Source organism: Burkholderia sp. Bp9004 (genome assembly GCF_003858025.1).
GTDB classification, from domain to species: Bacteria; Pseudomonadota; Gammaproteobacteria; order Burkholderiales; family Burkholderiaceae; genus Burkholderia; species Burkholderia diffusa.
The window spans coordinates 158,695-178,491 of record NZ_QTQD01000007.1 but is presented as its reverse complement, the minus strand read 5'-3'; the positions used below and the strand labels follow the sequence as shown (position 1 = coordinate 178,491).

The 19,797-nt window shown below is 66.5% G+C and carries 18 protein-coding genes; 7 read left to right on the top strand and 11 right to left on the bottom strand.

Annotated elements, in window-relative coordinates:
* Positions 1-49 precede the first annotated feature (49 nt).
* From DIE08_RS11040 to DIE08_RS11000, 9 genes are all read right to left on the bottom strand, one after another.
* Positions 50-1,996 carry a glycoside hydrolase family 3 protein gene (locus DIE08_RS11040; protein ID WP_124901908.1) on the bottom strand — a complete coding sequence of 649 codons (1,947 nt, stop codon included), beginning with the start codon at positions 1,994-1,996 and terminating at the stop codon, positions 50-52.
* A 155-nt stretch (positions 1,997-2,151) separates the two neighbouring features.
* Positions 2,152-3,291, bottom strand: coding sequence for a porin (locus DIE08_RS11035; RefSeq protein ID WP_124901907.1), 1,140 nt, complete (start codon positions 3,289-3,291; stop codon positions 2,152-2,154).
* Positions 3,292-3,974: 683 nt separating this feature from the next.
* The gene (locus DIE08_RS11030) at positions 3,975-4,865 is read right to left on the bottom strand and encodes an alpha/beta fold hydrolase (RefSeq protein WP_124901906.1); all 891 of its coding nucleotides are present in this window, start codon (positions 4,863-4,865) and stop codon (positions 3,975-3,977) included.
* A 62-nt stretch (positions 4,866-4,927) separates the two neighbouring features.
* Positions 4,928-5,818, bottom strand: a complete 891-nt coding sequence (locus tag DIE08_RS11025; protein WP_124901905.1) for an alpha/beta fold hydrolase — start codon at positions 5,816-5,818, stop codon at positions 4,928-4,930.
* 33 nt (positions 5,819-5,851) lie between these two features.
* Positions 5,852-6,637, bottom strand: coding sequence for a substrate-binding domain-containing protein (locus tag DIE08_RS11020; RefSeq protein WP_124901904.1), 786 nt, complete (start codon positions 6,635-6,637; stop codon positions 5,852-5,854).
* 79 nt (positions 6,638-6,716) lie between these two features.
* Complete coding sequence (locus tag DIE08_RS11015; RefSeq protein ID WP_124901903.1) at positions 6,717-7,553, bottom strand: amidohydrolase; 837 nt, start codon at positions 7,551-7,553, stop codon at positions 6,717-6,719.
* Positions 7,553-8,380: an SDR family NAD(P)-dependent oxidoreductase gene (locus DIE08_RS11010; RefSeq protein WP_124901902.1), complete on the bottom strand. Its 828-nt coding sequence runs from the start codon at positions 8,378-8,380 to the stop codon at positions 7,553-7,555. The genes DIE08_RS11015 and DIE08_RS11010 overlap by 1 nt, the downstream gene beginning before the upstream one ends.
* 11 nt (positions 8,381-8,391) lie before the next feature.
* Positions 8,392-8,952, bottom strand: coding sequence for a carboxymuconolactone decarboxylase family protein (locus DIE08_RS11005; protein ID WP_124901901.1), 561 nt, complete (start codon positions 8,950-8,952; stop codon positions 8,392-8,394).
* Between the two features lie 23 nt (positions 8,953-8,975).
* The gene (locus DIE08_RS11000) at positions 8,976-10,301 is read right to left on the bottom strand and encodes a cation:dicarboxylate symporter family transporter (RefSeq protein ID WP_124901900.1); all 1,326 of its coding nucleotides are present in this window, start codon (positions 10,299-10,301) and stop codon (positions 8,976-8,978) included.
* A gap of 254 nt (positions 10,302-10,555) precedes the next feature.
* Here DIE08_RS11000 and DIE08_RS10995 point away from each other — a divergent pair, with 254 nt between their 5' ends.
* Positions 10,556-11,494, top strand: coding sequence for a LysR family transcriptional regulator (locus DIE08_RS10995; protein WP_124901899.1), 939 nt, complete (start codon positions 10,556-10,558; stop codon positions 11,492-11,494).
* 87 nt (positions 11,495-11,581) lie between these two features.
* On the top strand, positions 11,582-12,388 hold the full coding sequence (locus DIE08_RS10990; RefSeq protein WP_124901898.1) for an IclR family transcriptional regulator: 807 nt from the start codon (positions 11,582-11,584) through the stop codon (positions 12,386-12,388).
* 23 nt (positions 12,389-12,411) lie between these two features.
* Here the strand turns inward: DIE08_RS10990 and DIE08_RS10985 are convergent, their stop codons facing one another.
* On the bottom strand, positions 12,412-13,743 hold the full coding sequence (locus DIE08_RS10985) for an MFS transporter (RefSeq protein ID WP_124901897.1): 1,332 nt from the start codon (positions 13,741-13,743) through the stop codon (positions 12,412-12,414).
* Positions 13,744-14,011: 268 nt separating this feature from the next.
* On the opposite strand from DIE08_RS10985, the gene DIE08_RS10980 reads away from it, so the two are divergent.
* From DIE08_RS10980 to DIE08_RS10970, 4 genes are all read left to right on the top strand, one after another.
* Positions 14,012-14,788: an enoyl-CoA hydratase/isomerase family protein gene (locus DIE08_RS10980; RefSeq protein WP_124627493.1), complete on the top strand. Its 777-nt coding sequence runs from the start codon at positions 14,012-14,014 to the stop codon at positions 14,786-14,788.
* Positions 14,789-14,807: 19 nt separating this feature from the next.
* The gene (locus DIE08_RS10975) at positions 14,808-16,907 is read left to right on the top strand and encodes an acetate--CoA ligase family protein (protein WP_124901896.1); all 2,100 of its coding nucleotides are present in this window, start codon (positions 14,808-14,810) and stop codon (positions 16,905-16,907) included.
* A 268-nt stretch (positions 16,908-17,175) separates the two neighbouring features.
* Positions 17,176-17,346 (top strand): hypothetical protein, encoded by a 171-nt coding sequence (locus tag DIE08_RS35625; protein WP_185633809.1) that lies wholly within the window; start codon positions 17,176-17,178, stop codon positions 17,344-17,346.
* Positions 17,347-17,452: 106 nt separating this feature from the next.
* A complete protein-coding gene (locus DIE08_RS10970) occupies positions 17,453-17,851 on the top strand; it encodes a cupin domain-containing protein (RefSeq protein ID WP_124901895.1) in 399 nt (132 codons plus the stop codon).
* 14 nt (positions 17,852-17,865) lie between these two features.
* Here DIE08_RS10970 and DIE08_RS10965 read toward each other — a convergent pair whose 3' ends face one another.
* The gene (locus tag DIE08_RS10965) at positions 17,866-18,741 is read right to left on the bottom strand and encodes an aldo/keto reductase family oxidoreductase (protein ID WP_124901894.1); all 876 of its coding nucleotides are present in this window, start codon (positions 18,739-18,741) and stop codon (positions 17,866-17,868) included.
* A 99-nt stretch (positions 18,742-18,840) separates the two neighbouring features.
* On the opposite strand from DIE08_RS10965, the gene DIE08_RS10960 reads away from it, so the two are divergent.
* Positions 18,841-19,743: a LysR family transcriptional regulator gene (locus DIE08_RS10960; RefSeq protein ID WP_124901893.1), complete on the top strand. Its 903-nt coding sequence runs from the start codon at positions 18,841-18,843 to the stop codon at positions 19,741-19,743.
* Positions 19,744-19,797: the final 54 nt, after the last annotated feature.

Sequence of the window (19,797 nt, the reverse complement as noted above, 5' to 3'; positions counted from 1 at the left end):
AGATGTCTGAATATCATCGATACGTTCCTCGCTAACAATGCAAAATTGGTTAGTACTTAAGACCTTCACCCATTCGATACGACACCGGCTCGTTCGTTTGCTCGTGAAGGCGATCGGTCCATACCAGGTCGTACGGCAGGCGAGCGACAGGACCGGACTCGCCGGTCAGGACATCGACGATCGCGTCGGGCGCCGCACCGAAATTGGCGACGATCGCTGTCGCGCGGTTCGCGATACCGGACAGGTCGATCGGGCGCTCCATGTATATCGACGCGATGGTCGGCACGACGGCGGCGGCTTTCTCAAGCACGGCGAACGCCGGATCGTCCGCCCTGAAACGCGTGCTGCCTTCGCGGTACCGTGCACCGAAGAAAAAGTTCGGATGCAGCATCTCGAACGGCGTCGCCATACCGACGACGGCAAAATCCGCTTCCTCGGGACGCTGCACGACCGTGAACCCGCGCCGTCGCATTGCCTCCGCGTCGAATCCGTACACGAATACCTTCGTCATCCTCCGGCTCACCGGCAGCAGATGTCGGCCGTTCTTCAGCAGTACCTGCGAGCGATGCTGCGCATCGAGTGCGATCCCCCTGAATTCGGCATTTCCCACGATCGACGAGGCACGGCCGGCATCGACGTACGGATCCTCGAAGAGCCCCTGCTCGAACTTCTGCGTCATGATTCGCCGCACCGCTGCATCGACCCGCGACACGTCGAGTCTTCCGCTCCTGACGAGACCTACGACGATCTCCGGGTCGCTCGTGCCGCCGAACTGGTCGACCCCTGCGTCGATCGACTTCAGGTAGCGCCCGGCCTTGTCGAGTGCTTCGACACCCCACGGCATCGCGATGTCGGAGAACTGTGGCTTCTCGCCGGGATTCGCGCCGTTCCGGCATACCCGCGTGCAGTCGTCAGTGATCTGCCAGTCGGACAGTACGACGCCGTCGAACCCCATGCGGCCACGCAATACATCGGTCAGCATGGCTCGGTTGAATCCCATGCCAACCGGTTCGACCGGTTCGGCGCTGCCGCGCACGCGAAATGGCGCCGCAGGCATGCCGTACGACGGCATCACCGCGCCGACCCGCGCGGCAAATGCGCCGGTAAACGGCATAATGTGCCGCTCGATGTTCACCCCGTCGATATCGAGCAGGCGTCCGTAGTAGTTATGTGCGTCCGCCCCGTCGTTCATCGTCGCGCCATAGCCGACCCAGTGCTTGATGACCGACACGACGCTGCTCCGGTGAATCCCGGATTCGCCGTCCTGCATGCCGGCGACATAGGCGCGAACGAATCGAGCGGACGCCGCCGGATCGCTGCCGAATGTTCCGCTGCTGCGATGCCAGCGTGGATTGACGGCCAGATCGGCTTGCGGCGACAACGCCATCCGGATGCCGACTGCCAGGTATTCCCGGCGCACGCTGTCGGCGAACCGACGGACCAGTTCCGGATCGCCCGTCGCCGCCATGCCAACGGGATCCGGCCATTTCGTGAAGGCGCCGGCGTCGACGCTTACACCCTGTGCATACGAGAACTGGCTGCGCGGATCGCTGCTGATCGTGACGGGAATCCCGAGGCGCCCCTGCTCTGCAATCGCCTGCAGCGCGTTTTGCTGATTCGCCAGGCTCGCCGGGTCGGCTTTGAGCCGGTTCAGAAAGAATGTCACGTGCCGGTCGAGCACGAGGCGGCCGACGGCAGCCATGTCCCATACCGAGCCGGCTCCCGGCACGCCCGCCGCCTCTTTTGCCGGTGGATTCGCGTGCATCATCGCGCCGGCCTTTTCCTCGAGCGTCATTCTTGAAACGAGATCGGCAGCCCGCACCGCCGCGGGCCGGCGCCAATCCTTGTACGGCTCCAGCACGCCGCTGCGGTCCAGATCGCGGAACAGCAATCCGTCGGCGTGGATCAGCGGAATTGCACCGCCGGCGAGTTTGACCTGCTTCGAGGATTCCGGGTGCGAGGTTCCGCACCCGGACACTGCCAGAATGGAGAGCAACAGTACGCCGACTACACCAGAGATGGATCTTGATCGAATCACCTGGATTTCATCCTTTTCCGAAAGGTACTGAAGGAGAAATTCGCCGAAGTGGACTGCAACCTGCCAGTCGCTCCGGCACGATATGCGCCGCCTTGACAATCGATCGCCGTACTTCAGAAGCGATGGCTGACGCCGAGCTCCGCACCGACGAGCAGGCGCCCGACCGGCTGCGTGCCGAAGCCGAATGCATCGCCGCCCTTGTTGCTCAGTCGCACGACCGTTCCATACGTGCTCGTCCTCTTGGAAAGCGCGTACGTGTAGCCCACAGCGACCTGGGTGGCGTGATTTGCATCGATCGAGGTCTTGCCCAATGCACCGGATTCACTCACACGCGTGAAGTTGGCGCGAAAGGAAAGAAACGGATTGACGGGTACGATCACCCCGGCTTGCGCTATCAGCCGAGACGCTTCCAGATACTGGTTGCGCACCGCCGACCCCAGTAATGTCAGGTACTTGAGGTCATAGCTGACCGCAAAGCCGATGCGCTTGAGCGGCCCCTGCAGACCGTCGAATACGCCGAATGCCGCCGTGACGTTGACGGTGTCGTTCGCATAGCCGACGCGGCCGCCTGCATACCGCTTCGCCCGCTCGCCTCCACCCAGCGCATAGGCAGCCTGCGCGTAAAATCCGCCGAGACGGGGCGGCGTGTAATACGCGATCATGTTGTCGGCACGAGCCCAAAGCCCGGTCGCCTCGATGCCACTGCCGAATGCCGTCGAATAGAATTTCCCCTGGTCGGCCAGACCGCTGACGCCAAACGTGTCGAACTCCCCAAACGACGTATAGCTCGGCGTCAGATCGTGGCCCATCCGCAGTTCGCCGTAGCGGTCGATCACGCTCAACGTCGAACGCCGGTTCCAGTAGCGGGACGGATTGCCCGTGCCGTCATTAAAGTTCACCGTGCCCTCCAGCCAGGCGCGCACCTTCGTTCCTCCTCCGATATCCTCGTCCGCCCGAAAGCCGAGCCGGCTCGCGGCAAGTCCCCCGCTTCCGATCGAATAGGCGGCATCCGCCCCGTTGCCAATGCGCCTGACCGACGCGTCTGCCACGCCGAAGAGTGTCGCACTGGATTGTGCGGCGGCAGCTCCTGAAATCATCAGCATTCCGATTAACTCGATCCTTCGACTTCTCATCGACCATCCCCAGAAATTCGTATCGTTGTACTTATTGATCTGATGTCGCCAGCAGACCTTTGAGGTCCGTGCGCCGATCCTGATCGGCCATGTCACTGCATCTGCGAGCGCAAGGGACATGCCATCTGCGCCCCATCGAATCCGATCACCATGCGATCAGGCCGGTGTCGCGCAGTTGCCGGCGCAGGCATCGAACTCCGCCGAAACGTCGCTCGCCCCTGCTCGCCGACCGCGTGCCCGTTCATGGTGCGACATCGGTTTCCGGAACGTGCGCTCCGCACCGCAATCCACCGAGATGCCGGCGCGCAGCATATCTATAGTCTGCGGACGATACTCACGTCGAACTCGAACTGTATTTGCTGACAACCGCAGCTCGAGTCAGAACGATAAACGATCCCTTATTTCTCTCAATGGCGCAGTTTCATTCCTTGAAACAAGGGCGTTGACTATTATGTAGTTGCGTAAATTAATCGGCGTCATTCGCACATCGCCGTCGCTTGCGCGTTCGACACATGAGATCAATGGCGACACACGACATTCGATATGGATACCTGACGGTTCTCCGCAGTGCCGCCCAAGGTCCGGCATCGCGCAACGTGACGACACGACGCACCAATTTTCTCGCCCCTGTCGCGGCAACAATCGAAATTGAGGAGGGTGGAGAGCGTGACATGACACGCGAAGTCGTATCGGGATGCGCATACGGACAGGTCCGCACACGTCAGGTGGAAAGCTTGCGGGGGAGGACAGCGCACTCCCCTCGATCATGCACGGCGGCTCGACGGAGCCGCCATGCATGATCATCACTGCGCGGCGTTGATCTTCCGCGCAAAGGCTGCGATGGCGTCAGCCATTGCGTCCGGCTGTTCGGGTGCAAGCGCGTGGCCGGCATCCGGAATCCTCACGATCGTCACGCGATCGCCGAGCATCGACTTCAACACGTTGGAGAACCGGCGCGGCGCAACGGCGTCGTGCTCGGCCTGCAGGTCGAGAATCGGCGCGGTGCCGGCCGCGAAATACGCATCGACCGGCGTCGTCTCGCGCGCATGCGATTCGGCGTCGTGCGTGGCGACATGCCAACCGTCGAGCCAGACCCGCGGATCGTTGCCTGGTGCGAAGAATGCCTTCTTCAGGTATTCGATCCGCTTGGCTTCCGGCAGCGAGAGGTCCCCGGCGCCGTCGATCGCCTGCCGAATCTCCGCGCTGATCGGCTTTTCCGTCGAACCGGGCGGCACCTTGCCCGCGGACGCGGCCGCGAGCACGACCCCGCGAACGAGATCGGGCCGATCGACGGCCAGCATGCGCGCCGGGAAGTTCCCCCATGCATGGCCGACGACGATCGCCGGCCCGCGATGCTCGTTCTCGATCACGGTCGCTACGTCCGCCGCGAAATCGTGGACCGACAGGTTTTCCATCGGCCCCTTGCTCTGTCCGATGCCGCGCGGCTCCGGACGCAGCACGCGAAAGCCGTCCGCCACGAGCCGCGCGGCAACCACGTCGTAATCCCGACCCGAGCGCCCGAGCGACGGCAGGATCACGATCAGCGGGCCTTGCCCCTGGCGCATCACCTCGATCTGTACGTCGCCATGCCGGACGATCTCCCGATCGACCGCAGCCACGCCGGACGATGCAAAGGCGGACGCCGCCCACCACAACACGCATGCGGCGACGATGCCGCGCTTCGATACCTTCATGATTTGAATCTCCTCGTTGATTGACGAACGCATTCGCCCCTTGCTGTCCGTGCGAATACAGCTCAGCGCGTGCCGTAGACCTTGCGCGCAAAGCCCGCGATCGCATCGCTCATCGCGCGCGGCTGCTCGGGCGCCATCGCGTGCCCGGCGTCCGCGACGACCTGCACGGTCACGCGCTCACCCAGCCACGGCTTGAACACGTTAGGCACGACGACGGCGTCGTACTGTGCCTGCAGATCGAGCATCGGCACCGTTCCGCCGCCGAAATACGCATCGATCGGGGTGACGTTGCGTGCATGGGCCTGTGCCGCGTGTACCGCGGGATACCAGCCGGTCAGCCACGCACTCGGGTCGTGTCCCGGTGCGAAGAATGCCTGCCGCAGGTAGGTCAGCCGCTGCGGTTCCGGCACCCGGGGATCGCCGGCGCCGTCGATCGCTTCGCGCAGGCGTCCATAGGGCTTCTCTGTCGATCCCGGCGGCAACTTGCCCGCGGAGGCCGCGGCCATCACGAGCCCGCGCACGAGGTCGGGGCGGTCGACCGCGAGCATGCGCGCGGGCTGGCTGCCCCACGCATGCCCGACGACGACGACCGGCCCGGTGTGCTCGTGATCGAGCACGAGCGCGACGTCGGATGCGAATGCATGCAAGTCGAGGTCGCGCATCGGCCCCGTGCTGCGGCCGATACCTCGCGGTTGGGGACGCAATACGCGGAATCCGTCGTGCGCGAGCATGCGCGCGACCTCGTCGTAATCTTCCGCGCCGCGCGCGAGCGACGGCAGGATCACGACCACCGGGCCATGCCCTTGCGCGAGCGTTTCGATCCGGACGTCGCCCTTCGACACGAGCGTGCGTTGAACCGCGTTCGCGTCGGCGGCGGGCGTGGTGCAGGCGGCAACCGACGTCGCCAGTGCGGCGGCGAGCGCGAGCCGCGTCAGTATCTGGTTTGCTTTCATTGTCTCCTCGTGAATCGATACGAACCGTCGCGATCAAAGCGGATCGAGGCCGGTTTCTTGCAGAACGGCCCGGGCGGGTGCCGTCTTCAGGAACGCCGCGAACGCGCGCGATGCGTCGGCGGCCTGCGCGTTCACGGCGATCGCCGACGAGATCACGCTGGTCTTCTGCACGTCGGCAGGCAGCGCCCCCGCGAAGTCGATGCCCGGCGTCACCTTCAGTTCGCTGATCTGCTGCAGCCCCAGCTCGGCGTCGCCGCGCGCGAGTGCGGTGCCGACCAGTTCCTTGCCGCGAATCAGCACGCTCTTCGATTTCATCTGCTCGGCGATGCCGAGCCGCTTGAACAGCGTGCCGACGATGTAGGTGCCGCTCGCCCCTTCGGAGAAAGCAACCGATTTGGCCGAGAGCAACGCGCGGCGCAGCGCGTCGTCCGTACTGACGTCGGGCACGGCGATACCCTTGCGCACCGCGACGCCGATTCCGCTCGCGGCGATGTCCGACAGCGTGGCCCGGTCGAATCGACCGGCGTCGACTTCCTGCTGAAGCGCCGGCTTGATCATGAAGCAGATGTCGACCTTCTCGCCGTTGCGCAGGCGCATCGGCAATGCTTCGCTCGAGGTGCCATACGATGGCCCCCATCCAATGTCGAGACGATGCCCCGACGAACGCTCGAACATGGGTACCAGGTGTTCGAACGCACCATGCAGCGCGCCGGTCGCCAATACGTGAATGTTCTCCGCATGCGCGCCTGGCGATGTCGCGCCGAACGTCATGCACGCCGTGGCGGCCGCCCAGGCGCGCCAGTTCGATTTTTCCTTCATGTCTCCTCCTCGAGGTTCACTGCGAGTCGAACGTGTTTTCTGTTTTTCCGCCGAGCGGCGATTCGCGAACTGCTTCGGCTCAGCCGTAGAGCCGCCGCGGATTGCCGGCCAGCACGGCATCCGCAAGCGCGGCGTCGCCGCACAAGGCGCGAACGAACGCGAGCAGTGCGGAGTCGTCCGGGGCCGCGCCTTCGATGTTCGGATGCGGCCAGTCCGATCCCCAGATCGACCGGTCGGGCGCGGCATCGAGCAGCCGGCGCGCGAGCGGCCGCGCATCCGGCCACGCATGCGCGTCGCCGCCCGCGAATCGATCCACGCCGGACAGCTTGATCCAGCGATACGGATTGCCGAGATGCGCGATCAATGCGCCGCGTTCGTCGTCGGTCCACGGCGCTTGCAACGACGGGCGCGCCATGTGGTCGATCACCATCGGAATGTCGACCCCGGCCCACGTGTCGAGCACGGGCAGCAGTTCGGCGAGCCGGCCGTGCAGAAGCACGTGCCAGCCGAGCGCTGCAACGCGCTCCGCGGTGCGCAGCAGCTTGTCCGTGTCACGCTCGCCGGGCAGGTGCCCCATGAAGTTGAACCGGATGCCGCGCACGCCGCCTTCGTGAAGCTCGCGCAACGTGCCGTCGTCCATCGTGTCGTCGACGAGCGCGACGCCGCGATAGGCGCCGCCGGTCGCGGCGATCGCGGCAAGCAATGCGGCGTGATCGTGCCGATAGCACGCGGCCTGGACGATCACGCCATGCGTGACGCCGAGCCGTTCGTGCAGCGCGAGCAAGTGCGACATCGGCGCCGCCTCGGGCACGTACGCGGCGTCGGCCGGCACCGGAAACCGTTCCCACGGCCCGTAGATGTGCGTGTGGCAATCCCACACAGGCGCCACCGGGCCATCCTGCCGAGCGTGCACCATCAGTCGCACCGTGCGGTCATGCCGCCGTCCACGACGATCTCCGTCCCGGTGATGAAGCGGGCTTCGTCGGAGGCCAGGAACAGCGCGGCGTTCGCCGTGTCGCGACCGTCGCCCATGAAGCCGAGCGGAATGCGCGCGAGCCGGCTTTCGAGCAGCTTGTCGACATCGCCGCCGGAGCGTTGACCGGCGAGACGCGCCTCGACCATCGGCGTATGCAGTTGGCCGGGCACGACCGTGTTGACGCGAATGCCCTTCTTCGCGTATTCGACGGCCACCACCTTCGACAGCTGGATCACGCCGGCCTTGCAGGCGGCGTAGGCAACCTGCGCGGAGCCGGTCCAGCGGATGCCCGAGGTCGACGCCGTGTTGACGATCGCGCCGGCGCCCTGTTGCTCCATGACCGGCAGCACGTGCTTGCAGGTCAGGTAGACGCTCTTCAGATTGAACGCGACCTGCTTGTCCCACGCTTCCTCGGACAACGCGACCGGGCCGCCCGCGGCCGAGCCGCCGACGTTGTTCACGAGAATGTCCACGCGCCCGTAGGTTTCGCGGCACGCGTCGACCATGGCCGCGACGGCGGCGCTGTTCGTGACGTCGCACGTGTGCGCAGTAATCTCCCCGCCGAGCTCGGTGACGCGGCGGACCGTTTCGGCCATCGCGTCCATGTTGATGTCGACCGCGAAGATCTTCGCGCCCGCGGCGGCAAACAGCGCGGCCACGGCGCGGCCGTTGCCCCAGCCGGGACCGACGCAGCCCGCGCCGGTGACGATCGCTACCTTGCCTTGCAGGCGGCCGGTGCCTGCCTCGTTGATGGATGTGTCGTTCATGATGGGTGTGTTCAACCGTGTGTTGCAGGGAGTTCGGGGGCGACGCCGGCTGGCGGCGGCACGTTGAAGACCTTGATCGTCATCGAGATCAGCGTGTAGTAGCCGGCGATGCCGACGAGATCGACGACCGCGCCTTCGCCGAGCGTGTCGACGAGCGCCGCATACAACGCATCGTCGATCTCGTGGCGTTCGTGCAATTGCGTGACGAAGGCGTGGACGAGCTTCTCGTCGTGCCGGACGAACGGCGGTTCGACGCCGTCGCGGATCGCGTCGATCACGTCGATCGTCAGGCCTGCCTCGAGCGCGAACGGCTTGTGCGCAGCCCATTCGTACTCGGCGAGCCAATGGCGCCCCATCGACAGGATGACCAGCTCGGAGAGCCGGGGCGGCACGCTGCTGTCATAGCGACAGTACTGGCCGAGCGCCTGCGCGCAGCCTGCAAGCTTCGGGCGATGCAGCCAGACGGCCAGCGGGCCGCGCACGCCTTTGCGGGGCCCGCTGGCGATCGCGTCGTACACCTGGCGCTGCGCGTCGGACATGTGCTCGGGGGCGAGCGTGGCAATACGTTCCATGAATGAAATCACCTCGACAGAATTCAGTTGGCTTCGGCGGGCGCGCCGGACCGTTCGGCTCGTGCATCTGCAGGCGCGACGCGCGCGCGCAGCATCGAGCGTCGCGCCGTGCGGCCGGTTTCGCGGTTGAACGCGGCGGAATCGAACAGCCCTTCCCAACGGGCAATCGCGAACACCGCCATCGTGTTGCCGACCACGTTCACGAGTGCGGTCGCGGTCGCCATGATCCGGTCGATGCCGAACAGCAGGCCGAGCCCGGCGAGCGGCAACGAACGCACCGACTGCAGCGTGGCCGCCAGCTTGACGAACGCGCCGCCGGCGACGGTCGTGCCGCCCTTGGACGTCAGGCTCAGGATCGCGAGCAGGCCAAGCTGCTGCCAGAGCGAGAACGGCGTGTCGGTCGCCTGGGCGATGAAGCCGATCGCGATCGCCATGTAGATGGCGGTGCCGTCCAGATTGAAGCTGTAGCCGGCCGGCAGCACGAACCCGACCACGACTTCGTCGCAGCCGGCGCGCTTCATCTTCTCGACGAGGCGCGGAAACACCACTTCGCTGGACGCGGTACCGAGCGTCAGCAGAAGCTCGTCGCGAATCAGGCGCATGATCGCGGCGAACGGCAGGCCGATCGACCAGCTGATCGCGCCGAGCACGCCGAACACGAAGATCGCGGAGGTCGCGTAGTACAGAACGATGACCTTGAACAGGTACAGCAGCGTCACGCCGCCATAGCTGCCAACGGCGGCCGCCATCGCGCCGAACGCGCCGAGCGGCGCGAGGCGCATGATGAACGCGAGCATCCGGAACAGCACTTTCTGCGCTTCGTCGATGCCGCGCAGCACCACCGAATCGGCGCCGACCGATACGTTCAGCGCGAGCCCGGCCAGGATCGAGATGATCAGGACCTGCACGATGTCGCCTTTCGCGAACGCATCGACGAGCGTATGCGGAATGAGGCTGAGCAGATACGCAACCGCGGAGATCTCGCCGGCATTCGACGTCGTCTTCAGCGCTTCGGCACTCTCGGCGATGTTGGCGGCGTGCAGGCCCGTGCCCGGCGGAAACAGGTTGACCATCGCGAAGCCAAGCACCATCGCGATCGTGCTGACCACCTCGAAGTAGACGAGCGATTTCACGCCCATCCGGCCCAGCATCCTGAGATCCTTGACGTGCGCCATGCCCTGGACGAGCGTGCAGAAAATGATTGGCGCCAGCATCATCTTCAGGAGCGCGATGAACCCCTGTCCGAACGGTTTCATCGCGATGGCGGTCTTCGGCGCGAGCAGGCCCAGCACGATCGCGCAGGCCAGGCCGATCAGCACCTGGACGTGCAGTTTTTTCAGGCTCTTCATCAGTATTCCTTCATATTTCGGTTCGGATGGCGCTTCGATCGAACGCCGAAACGCTCAGCGACGACGCGGCGGCGCGCTGCGACGCGACCGCGAATGAGGAATGGGATGGGCGGGAGGAAGAGGATGCATGGCGTCTCCGGAATCGTTATTGGGTTGAATTGCTATCTAACCGCAGCATAGAATCTGGCGTCTTCTTTGACAAAGACCTTATGAACATGTATTTCTATGCCACGTCGGCATAGCTCAACACCGAAATGGACATTCGAGAACTGCGCAGTTTCATTCACGTCGCACGCGCCGGCAGCTTCAGCCGCGCGGCGGCGGAGCTGTATATCGCGCAACCCGCGTTGAGCCGCCAGATCGCGAAGCTCGAGGAAGAAATCGGCGTTGCGCTGTTCACCCGCTACGGACGCGGCGTTCGCTTGACGGCCGCGGGTTCGCGGCTCCTCGAGCATGCGGAGATGATCACACGAATGGTCAGCGAAACGGCCGATCAGGTGCGTGCCAGCGCCGACACCGAACGCGGCTATCTCGCGGTCGGCCTGCCGCCGACGATCGGCCGGCTGATCGGCACCGATCTCGTGCGCGACTTTCATGCACGCTGGCCCGGCGTGTCGCTGCACGTTCGTGAGGGGCTCAGCAATTCGCTGCAGGAATGGGTGCTCGATCGGCGCGTCGATCTCGCCGTCGTCTACAACCAGCCGCCCCTCGATGCGTTCGATGTCGTTCCCCTTTTCAGCGAACCGTTGATCGTCGTCGCGCCGCCGGACGCGGCACCCGTGCGAAAGGCGCTGAGCATTCGCGATCTCGCGAGCATGCCGCTGATCCTGCCCGGCCTGCCGCACAGCAACCGCCGACTGATCGACCAGGCCGCCGTTCAGCACGGCGTGCGGCTGCGCGTCGCGTTCGAAATAGACAGCGTGGCGCTGACCAAGCAGCTCGTGCGCGCGGGCGTCGGCTATTCGCTGCTTACCTACGTTGCGATCCAGGAAGAACTGGCGCGCGGCGAGCTGAAAGCCATTGCGATTGAACGGCCCGCAATCCGCTCGACCGTATCGATCACCACGTTGCGCGAAAACCGCCCGTCGCGTCTGGTCGACGCATGGATCCGCATGCTCAAGGACACGCTGTTCCGCTTTACGCGCGAGCAGACCTGGAGCGATCAGGTCGTATGGCTCGCATCGGACTCGTGAACCCCGCGTGCCGGCCATGTGTGCGCGGCCGGCGCGGCGACGCATTCGACGCTGTCCCATCTCCCCACCCTCGCGAGCCACTGCACCATGCGTGAATCCCGCCCGTCGCACTCGTCAGACGCAACCGAACGCGGCCCGTCGTCGACGGTCTCGAACCGCTCGCTCGAACGCGGGCTCGACGTGCTGCGCGCGTTCGGCTCCGGCGCGACGCTGCTCGGCAACGGCGACCTCGTCGAACTCACGGGCCTGCCGAAGGCCACCATCACCCGGCTCGCCCGCACGCTCGTCGAAGCCGGCTATCTCGAACACGATCCCGTGCATCGCGGCTACCGGCTCGGATTGCCGGTGCTCGGCCTCGCGCATGCGCTCAGGAGCGGTTCGACGGTGCTGCAGGCGGCCGCGCCGCGGCTGCGCGAGACGGCCCAGGCGCTGCACATCAACGTCGGCATCGCCGGCCCCGACCGCGACGACATGGTCTACCTCGAATCGATCCGCTACAGCCCGCGTGCGTCGCTTCGCACCGTCGTCAGCGGCCAGCGCGTGCCGATGGCGCTGACGTCGCTCGGCCGCGCGTTTCTTGCGTCGCTGCCGGGCGCCGATTACGCGCGTCAACTCGCCGAACTCGAACCGCATCGCGCATCGTGGCCGCGCATCCGTGCCGAGATCGACGACGCCGTCGCAGCGGTGCGCGCGCAAGGATTCTGCGTCGCGAGCTGGCAGCCGGAAGTCGTCGCACTCGCGACGCCGCTCGAGATTGCGGGCCACCGCACGCTCGCGCTCAACTTCAGCGTGCGTACGCTCGATGCCCCTTCAGCCGTCGCCGCCCGCCTGTCGGCGGCATTGCTGGCATTGCGCGACGACATCGTCGCCGCGACGCTGCGCCTCGACAGCTGACGCGACGATCGGCTCCCCCTGCATCAGCGTTCGCGAATCGCGCGAGCCGGGATGCCGAGCACGACGGCGAGCCCGCCGAGCACCGACACGATCGCGACCGTGTAGAGGCCGATCGCGCTGCTGCCGAATTGGGTCGACGTGTAGCCGATCACAGACGGTGCCGCAATGCCGCCGAACTGGCCCAGACTGCTGATCAGGCCAATCCCGCTCGCGGCCACGGTGCTCGACAGATACGCGGGCGGAATCGTCCAGAACAGCGACAGCATCCCGAGATAGCCGGCCGTCGCGATGCAGAGCAGCACGATGAGCGCAGCCGGCTGCGCGGCCGCGGCCGGCAGCAGCGCGACGCCGAGCGCCGCCATGACGGCACTGCCCATGAAATGCCAGCGCCGTTCGAGCTTGCGGTCGGAATGCCGGCCGAGCAGATACATCGCGACCGCGCCGAACACGTAGGGGATCGCCGACAGCAGCCCGATGTACCAGAAGTTCGTGATGCCGCTCTTGCGAATCACGCTCGGCGCCCACACGTGCACGACGATGCTCGCCCACGGCACGCTGAAATACGCGAACGTCAGGAAATAGAATTTCGGCTCCTTCAGTGCATCCCAGATCGAGCCGTGCGCTTGCGATGCCTTCAGCGCCGCGTCGTGTTCGAGTTCGCGCAGCAGCAGTGCCTTCTCGTCCGCGCTCAGCCATGTCGCCTGCTCGGGACGATCGGTCAAATACAGGTACGCGAACAAGCCGGCCACGACCGACGGCAACCCCTCGATCACGAAGAGCCACTGCCAGCCCTTCAGGTGAAGCGCGCCCGACAGGTTGTTCAGGATGAAACCGGACACCGGGCCGCTGACGATGCCCGATACGCAGATCGCCGTCATGAACAGCGCGGTGACGCGTGCGCGGCGCGCCGACGGGAACCAGTACGTGAAATACAGGATGATGCCCGGGAAGAAGCCGGCCTCCGCGACGCCGAGCAGCACGCGCGCGATGTAGAACTGCGTGGGCGTCTGCACGAACGCGGTCCCCGCCGATACAAGCCCCCACAGCGCCATGATCCGCATCAGCGTCTTGCGCACGCCGACCCGCGCAAGCCACAGGTTGCTCGGCACCTCGAACAGCATGTAACCGACGTAGAACAGGCCGACGCCGAAGCCGAACGCCGCTTCGGTCAGCCCGATGTCCCGCGAGAATTGCAGATGGGCGAAGCCGATGTTGGCGCGATCGATATACGCAAATACGTAGCAGACGAACAGGAACGGCAGCAGCCGTTTCGTGACCTTCGCATATACGGCGTCGAGTGCCGGCCGATCGGCGCCGCTTCGCTCGAGCGGTTCCGTTGCAATGGCGTGTTGCATCTTGTCTCCAGTCTTGTTGAATGCCCCGCGACACCGAATCGGTATTTTCATCCGGTCGCGGTGAAATCGATTATCGGCGGCTGGCGGCGAGCCGCAACCGCGCTGTTTCACTGGATGAAACAACCACGGATCACCTGACAGTTTCATTCAGTGAAACCAGGCCGATGGCAGCCGCATGGCGCCGCGCTACGCTTGCAGCACCCGGATCGGCCATGTGCCCCGCACCGCCGGTTCATCGCACCGCTCGTTTTCGACGCAGGAAGAAACCATGCAAACCATCGACGTCACGATTCAATCGAACATCGCGACCCTTACCCTGAATCGCCCCGACAAGCGTAACGCCGTCAGCGACGCGATGCGCACCGAACTCATCGAAGCGCTCGATTCGCTCGCCCGCGCACCGGAAGTTCGCGCCGTCATCGTCACCGGCAGCGGCAAGGGCTTCTGCGCGGGCGGCGACATCACCGGCATGGCGCAGCGCATGGACGCGCCGGCCGACGAGGTCGCGTTCAACGGCTGGTCTCGCCAGCAGCGCGTCCACCATGCGGTCACGCTGCTGCATGCGATGCCGAAGCCGACGATCGCGGCCGTCAATGGTGCCGCGGCCGGGCTCGGCGCCGACATGGCGCTGTCGTGCGATTTCGTGATCGCCTCGGAAGCGGCGACGTTCGTGTGGAGCTACATCAAGCGCGGACTGATTCCCGACGGCGGCGGCCTGTATTTCCTGCCGCGGCGGGTCGGGCTCGCGGCCGCCAAGGACCTGATTTTCAGCGGCCGCAAGGTCGACGCACGCGAGGCGCACGCGCTGGGCATCGCCGACCGGATCAGCGCGCCCGACACGCTGCTCGCCGACGCCACCGCGTGGGCGAGCGAGCTGATCCAGGGCTCGCCCACCGCGCTCGCGCTCGGCAAGGCGATCCTGAACCAGAGCTACGAACTGTCGGCCGCGCAGGTGCTGTCGCAAGGCAGCCAGGCGCAAGCGATCTGCTACACGAGCCGCGAGCACCGCGATGCCGTGCGCGCATTCCTCGACAACGTGCGCTGAGCGCCGACAGGAGCCTCCGATGAACGCCATCGAAAAATTGATGCGGCCGGCCCGCGTCGCCGTCATCGGCGCGTCCGCCGATCCCGCGAAGACCGCCGGCCGACCCATCGCCTACTTGCAAAAACACGGGTTCGGGGGAGACATCTACCCGGTCAATCCGCGCTATCCGTCGATTGCCGGCCTGCGCTGCTACGAGGACGTCGAAGCGCTGCCGCACGCACCCGACGTCGGCATCGTGCTGCTCGGCGCCGAGCGCGCGCACGTCGCGGTCGAAGCGCTTGCGAAACGCGGGACCGCCGCCGCGATCGTGCTCGCGAGCGGCTACGCCGAAACCGGCGAAGCCGGCGCACGCCGCCAGGCACAACTGAAAGAGGCGGCCGGCTCGATGCGGGTGCTCGGGCCGAACACGATCGGCGTCGTCAACCTCACGGATCGCGTCACGTTGTCCGCGAGCGGCGCGCTGGACACCGACGGCTTCGCCGTCGGCGGCGTGAGCGTCGTGTCGCAGAGCGGCGGCATTCTGGGTGCGCTGCTGTCGCGCGCCGCCGATCGCGGCATCGGCCTGTCGAAGCTCGTGTCGACCAGCAACGAAGTCGATCTCGACGTGAGCGACTTCATCGATTACTTCATCGACGACGATGCAACCTCCGTGATCGCGCTGTACCTCGAAGGGCTGCGCGATCCCGCGCGATTTCGCGCGGCCGCGCGCCACGCGGCGCGTGCGGGCAAGCCGATCGTCGTGTACAAGATCGGACGATCGGAGTCCGGCGCGCGCTCGGCCGTCTCGCACACCGGCGCGCTCGCCGGCGAGGACCGGATGTACGACGCGCTGTTCCGCGACGCGGGCGTGATTCGCGCGCAGACGTTCGGCGATCTGCTCGACATGCCGAACGCCTTCGCGGCCGGCCGCACGCTGCGCGGCACGCGCGTCGCGATTCTCACGTCGACCGGCGGCGCGGGCACGCTCGTCGCCGACAACCTGGGGCTGGCCGGCTTCGACACGCCGGCGCCCGATGCGGACACGGCTGCCGCGCTACGCGCGCTGCAGTCCGGCGATCACGCGGTGCTCGACCGCAATCCGATCGACGTGACGCTCGCCGGCCTGCAGCCCGAGCTGCTGCGCCGCGCGATCGAGACGCTCGCGGCCAGCCCTTCATACGACGCAGTCGCCGTGATCGCGGGTTCGTCGAGCATCGGCATGCCCGAGCTGATGGCCGGCGCCGTGCGCGATGCGTTGCCCGGCACCGACAAGCCGGTGGTCGCGTTCGTGAGCCCGCATGCGCCGGCCGTCACGCATGCGATGAACCGGCTCGGCGTGCCGGCGTTCGTGTCGCCCGAGAGCGTCGCGAGCGCGATGGTCGCGATGCGGGACGCCGGCCGCTGGCGCGCGCGGGCGGCCGCGCCCACGCTCGATGCGGTTGGCGCGGCAACCGGCGTCGACGTGCCGGACCTGCCGCGCGGGCCGCTCGACGAGGCGCAGGCGAAGGCGCTGTTCGCACGCTTCGGCGTGACGCCCGTGCGCGAGCGCGTCGTGCGCAATGCAGCGGATGCCGAGCAGGCGGCACGGCATCTCGGCGATCGCGTGGTGCTGAAACTGCTGTCGAACCGCGTCACGCACAAGAGCGACATTGGCGGCGTCGCGGTCGGCGTGCATGCCGATGCGATCGGCGAACGGCTCGGACGCATGCGTGCCGACGTCGAGACCGGCGCGGGGTTCGTGCCGGACGCGTTCCTCGTGCAGGAAATGATTGCGGGCGGCGTCGAGATGATCGTCGGCCTGCATCGCGACCCGCTCGGCATCGCGATCCTGCTCGGGATGGGCGGCGTGACCGCGGAGATATTCAACGACACGGTGTTGCGGATGCTGCCGGATGACGCGCCGCTGTCGCGCGACGACGCGCTCGACATGATCCGCGCGCTTCGCACGTGGCCGTTGCTCGACGGGTATCGCGGCCGTCCGAAGGCGGACGTCGACGCGCTCGCCGACGCGCTCGTCGCGTTCTCGCGGATGGCGCGCCAGCTCGGCGCGCGGCTCGTCGAAGCCGAAATCAATCCGTTGTTCGTGCTCGATGCCGGCCACGGCGTGCGGGCAGCCGACGGCGTCGCCGTACTGGCCTGACGGCGAGCGCGCCGCTGCGGCACAAGGCGGCCCGCCGGTGCCGCCGCGCGCGGGGCCGGCGGCAACGCATCGATTTCGCTCGCCACCGGTGCGAGCGGCCGAACGGCCGAGCGGCCACCGGAGCAATTCGCGTGCCGTGCGCGGGCACGTGCATTGCTCATCGCGACGGTATCCACTGGACTGCGAGCATCGATGCGGCCGCCGGACAAGACGGCCCGCCCCGCGACAGCAGCCCGCGCGATGAACTCGAACCGCAAGGAGAAGAACGATGACCCTGCTTATCTACCTGGCCGGATGGATCATTTTCATCGGCGGCGTGGCCTGGGGATTGACGACGCTGCATGTGTCGCAGCACATCATCGAGATCGTGGCCGTCATTCTGCTCGGCATCGCCGTGATCACGGGGGCGACACGCGCGCGCAACCGCGACCGGTCGTAGCGCGCTCGCAGCGCCGCGGCGGCGCCAATATAATCGGCTTTCCCGACGCGTCGATAATCGGAAAAGTAGCGCTTCCCGCATACACGCAACCGCATCTGGAGACGCGATGTCCCTCCCCGCCGTTCCGTTTGCCGAATCGTTCGACCTCGAGGCTGCTTTCGCGGATGTGTCCGAATACTGGTCGCCCAAGGTCGTCGCGCAGGTCAACGATCAGTACGTGAAAGTCGCAAAGGTCCGTGGCCAGCTCGTGTGGCACGACCATGCGCTCGAAGACGAGCTGTTCTTCGTCGTGCGCGGGCACCTCAGGATCGAGTATGAAGGCGGGCGCGCCGTCGACTTGCCCGCCGGCTCGATGCATGTCGTACCGCGCGGCAAACGGCACAACCCCGTCGCCGACAACGAATGCTGGATCGTGCTGATCGAGCCCGTGCAGACGAAGCACACCGGCGATGTCCAGTCACCGCTGACCCGGACGATCGACGAACAGTTGGGTCAGGCGCGCTGAGTCACGCGCCAGCCTCAACCGCGAACGGACGCGACACCGTCGAGTTCGCGCACGGCGTCCTCCGGCAACACCAACCCACCGGCGGCGAGATTCTCGCGCAGATGCGCGACGGACGACGTCCCCGGAATCAGCAGGATGTTCGGCGCGCGCTGCAGCAGCCACGCGAGCGCGGTCTGCATCGGCGTCGCACCGAGCCGGACCGCGATCGCGTCGAGCGTGGACGACTGCAGCGGATTGAAGCCGCCGAGCGGAAAGTACGGGACGTAGGCGATGCCGTCGCCCGCGAGCGCATCGACGAGATCGTCGTCGTCCCGGTGCGCCAGGTTGTAATGGTTCTGCACGCAGACGATGTCGCAGATCCGGCGCCCTTCGGCGATCTGCGCGGCCGTGACGTTGCTCAGCCCGATGTGCCGCACGAGGCCCTGCCGCTGCAGTTCGGCCAGTGCGGACAGCGGCGCCTCGATCGAGCCTTCTGCCGGGCCGTGCGTGTCGAACATGATCCGCAGGTTGACCACGTCGAGCACGTCGAGACCGAGGTTGCGCAGGTTGTCTTGCACGGCTGCGGCGAGCGCTTCGCCGGAAAACGCCGGCAGCCAGGAACCGTCGTCGCCGCGCTTCGCGCCGACCTTGGTCACGATCAGCAGGTCGTCTCGATACGGATGCAACGCTTCGCGAATCAGCTGGTTCGTCACATGCGGGCCGTAAAAGTCGCTCGTGTCGATGTGGTCGACGCCCGATGCGACGGCTTCACGCAAGACGGCGAGCGCCGCGTCGCGGTCCTTCGGCGGACCGAACACGCCGGGGCCGGCCAGTTGCATCGCGCCATAGCCGATGCGGTGAACGCGTCGACCCGCGACGGAATACGTGCCGGACTGAACAATGGGGGACATGATCGTGCTCCTGTATCGAATGCGTGGCCGCAGGTTACGCCGTGTCGCGCTGCGCGATAACCGGTCATAATCTGCACGACCTGTACGAAAAGGCGAACAATGCAAGTCGATCTGGGCGATCTGAACGCGTTCGTGGCGGTGGCACGGGCGAAGGGCTTTCGCGAAGGTGCGCGCATGGTCGGCGCGAGCGCATCCGGTCTCAGCGAAGCCGTGCGCCGGCTGGAGGCGCAACTCGGCGTGCGGCTGCTGCACCGCACGACGCGCAGCGTGTCGCCGACCGAAGCCGGGGAGCGCCTGCTCGCGCGGCTCGCGCCGGCACTGAGCGAGGTGGAGGCGGCGCTCGACGTGGTGAACACGTTCCGCGAGCGACCGGTCGGCACGCTGAAGCTCAATGTGCCGATGAGCGCGGCGCGGCTCGTGCTGCCGTCCATCGTCCCGCGCTTTCTCGACGCGTATCCGGAGATCCGGCTCGAGGTCGTGGCCGACGAAAGCTTCGTCGATATCCTCGCGGCCGGCTGCGACGCGGGCATCCGTTACGACGAGCGCCTCGAACAAGACATGATCGCCGTGCCCATCGGCCCGCGTACGCAACGCTTCGCCACCGCTGCGGCGCCCGCCTATCTCGCGCGCCGTGGCCGTCCGGCGCATCCACGCGATCTGCTCGATCACGCGTGCCTGCGCGGCCGGTTCGCGAGCGGCGCGATGCCGGCGTGGGAGTACGAGCGCGACGGCGAAGTGGTCCGCGTGGAGCCGTCGGGCCCGCTCGTCGTGCAGATCGGCGGCGCCGTCGATCTCGTCGTGGACGCCGCCTGCGCCGGGCTCGGCATCGTGCATCTTTTCGAAGACTGGCTTCGTCCGCACCTCGCGAGCGGCGCGCTCGAGCCTGTGCTCGGCGAATGGTGGCGACCGTTCTCGGGCCCGTATCTGTATTACCCGGGGCGGCGTTTCGTACCGGCTCCGCTGCGCGCGTTCGTCGATTTCGTCAAGGCGGGTGCCGGGTAGAACGGCGTGCGCCGCCGCCCGGCGCCTGCGCAAGCGGCGATCGCACCCGCACCG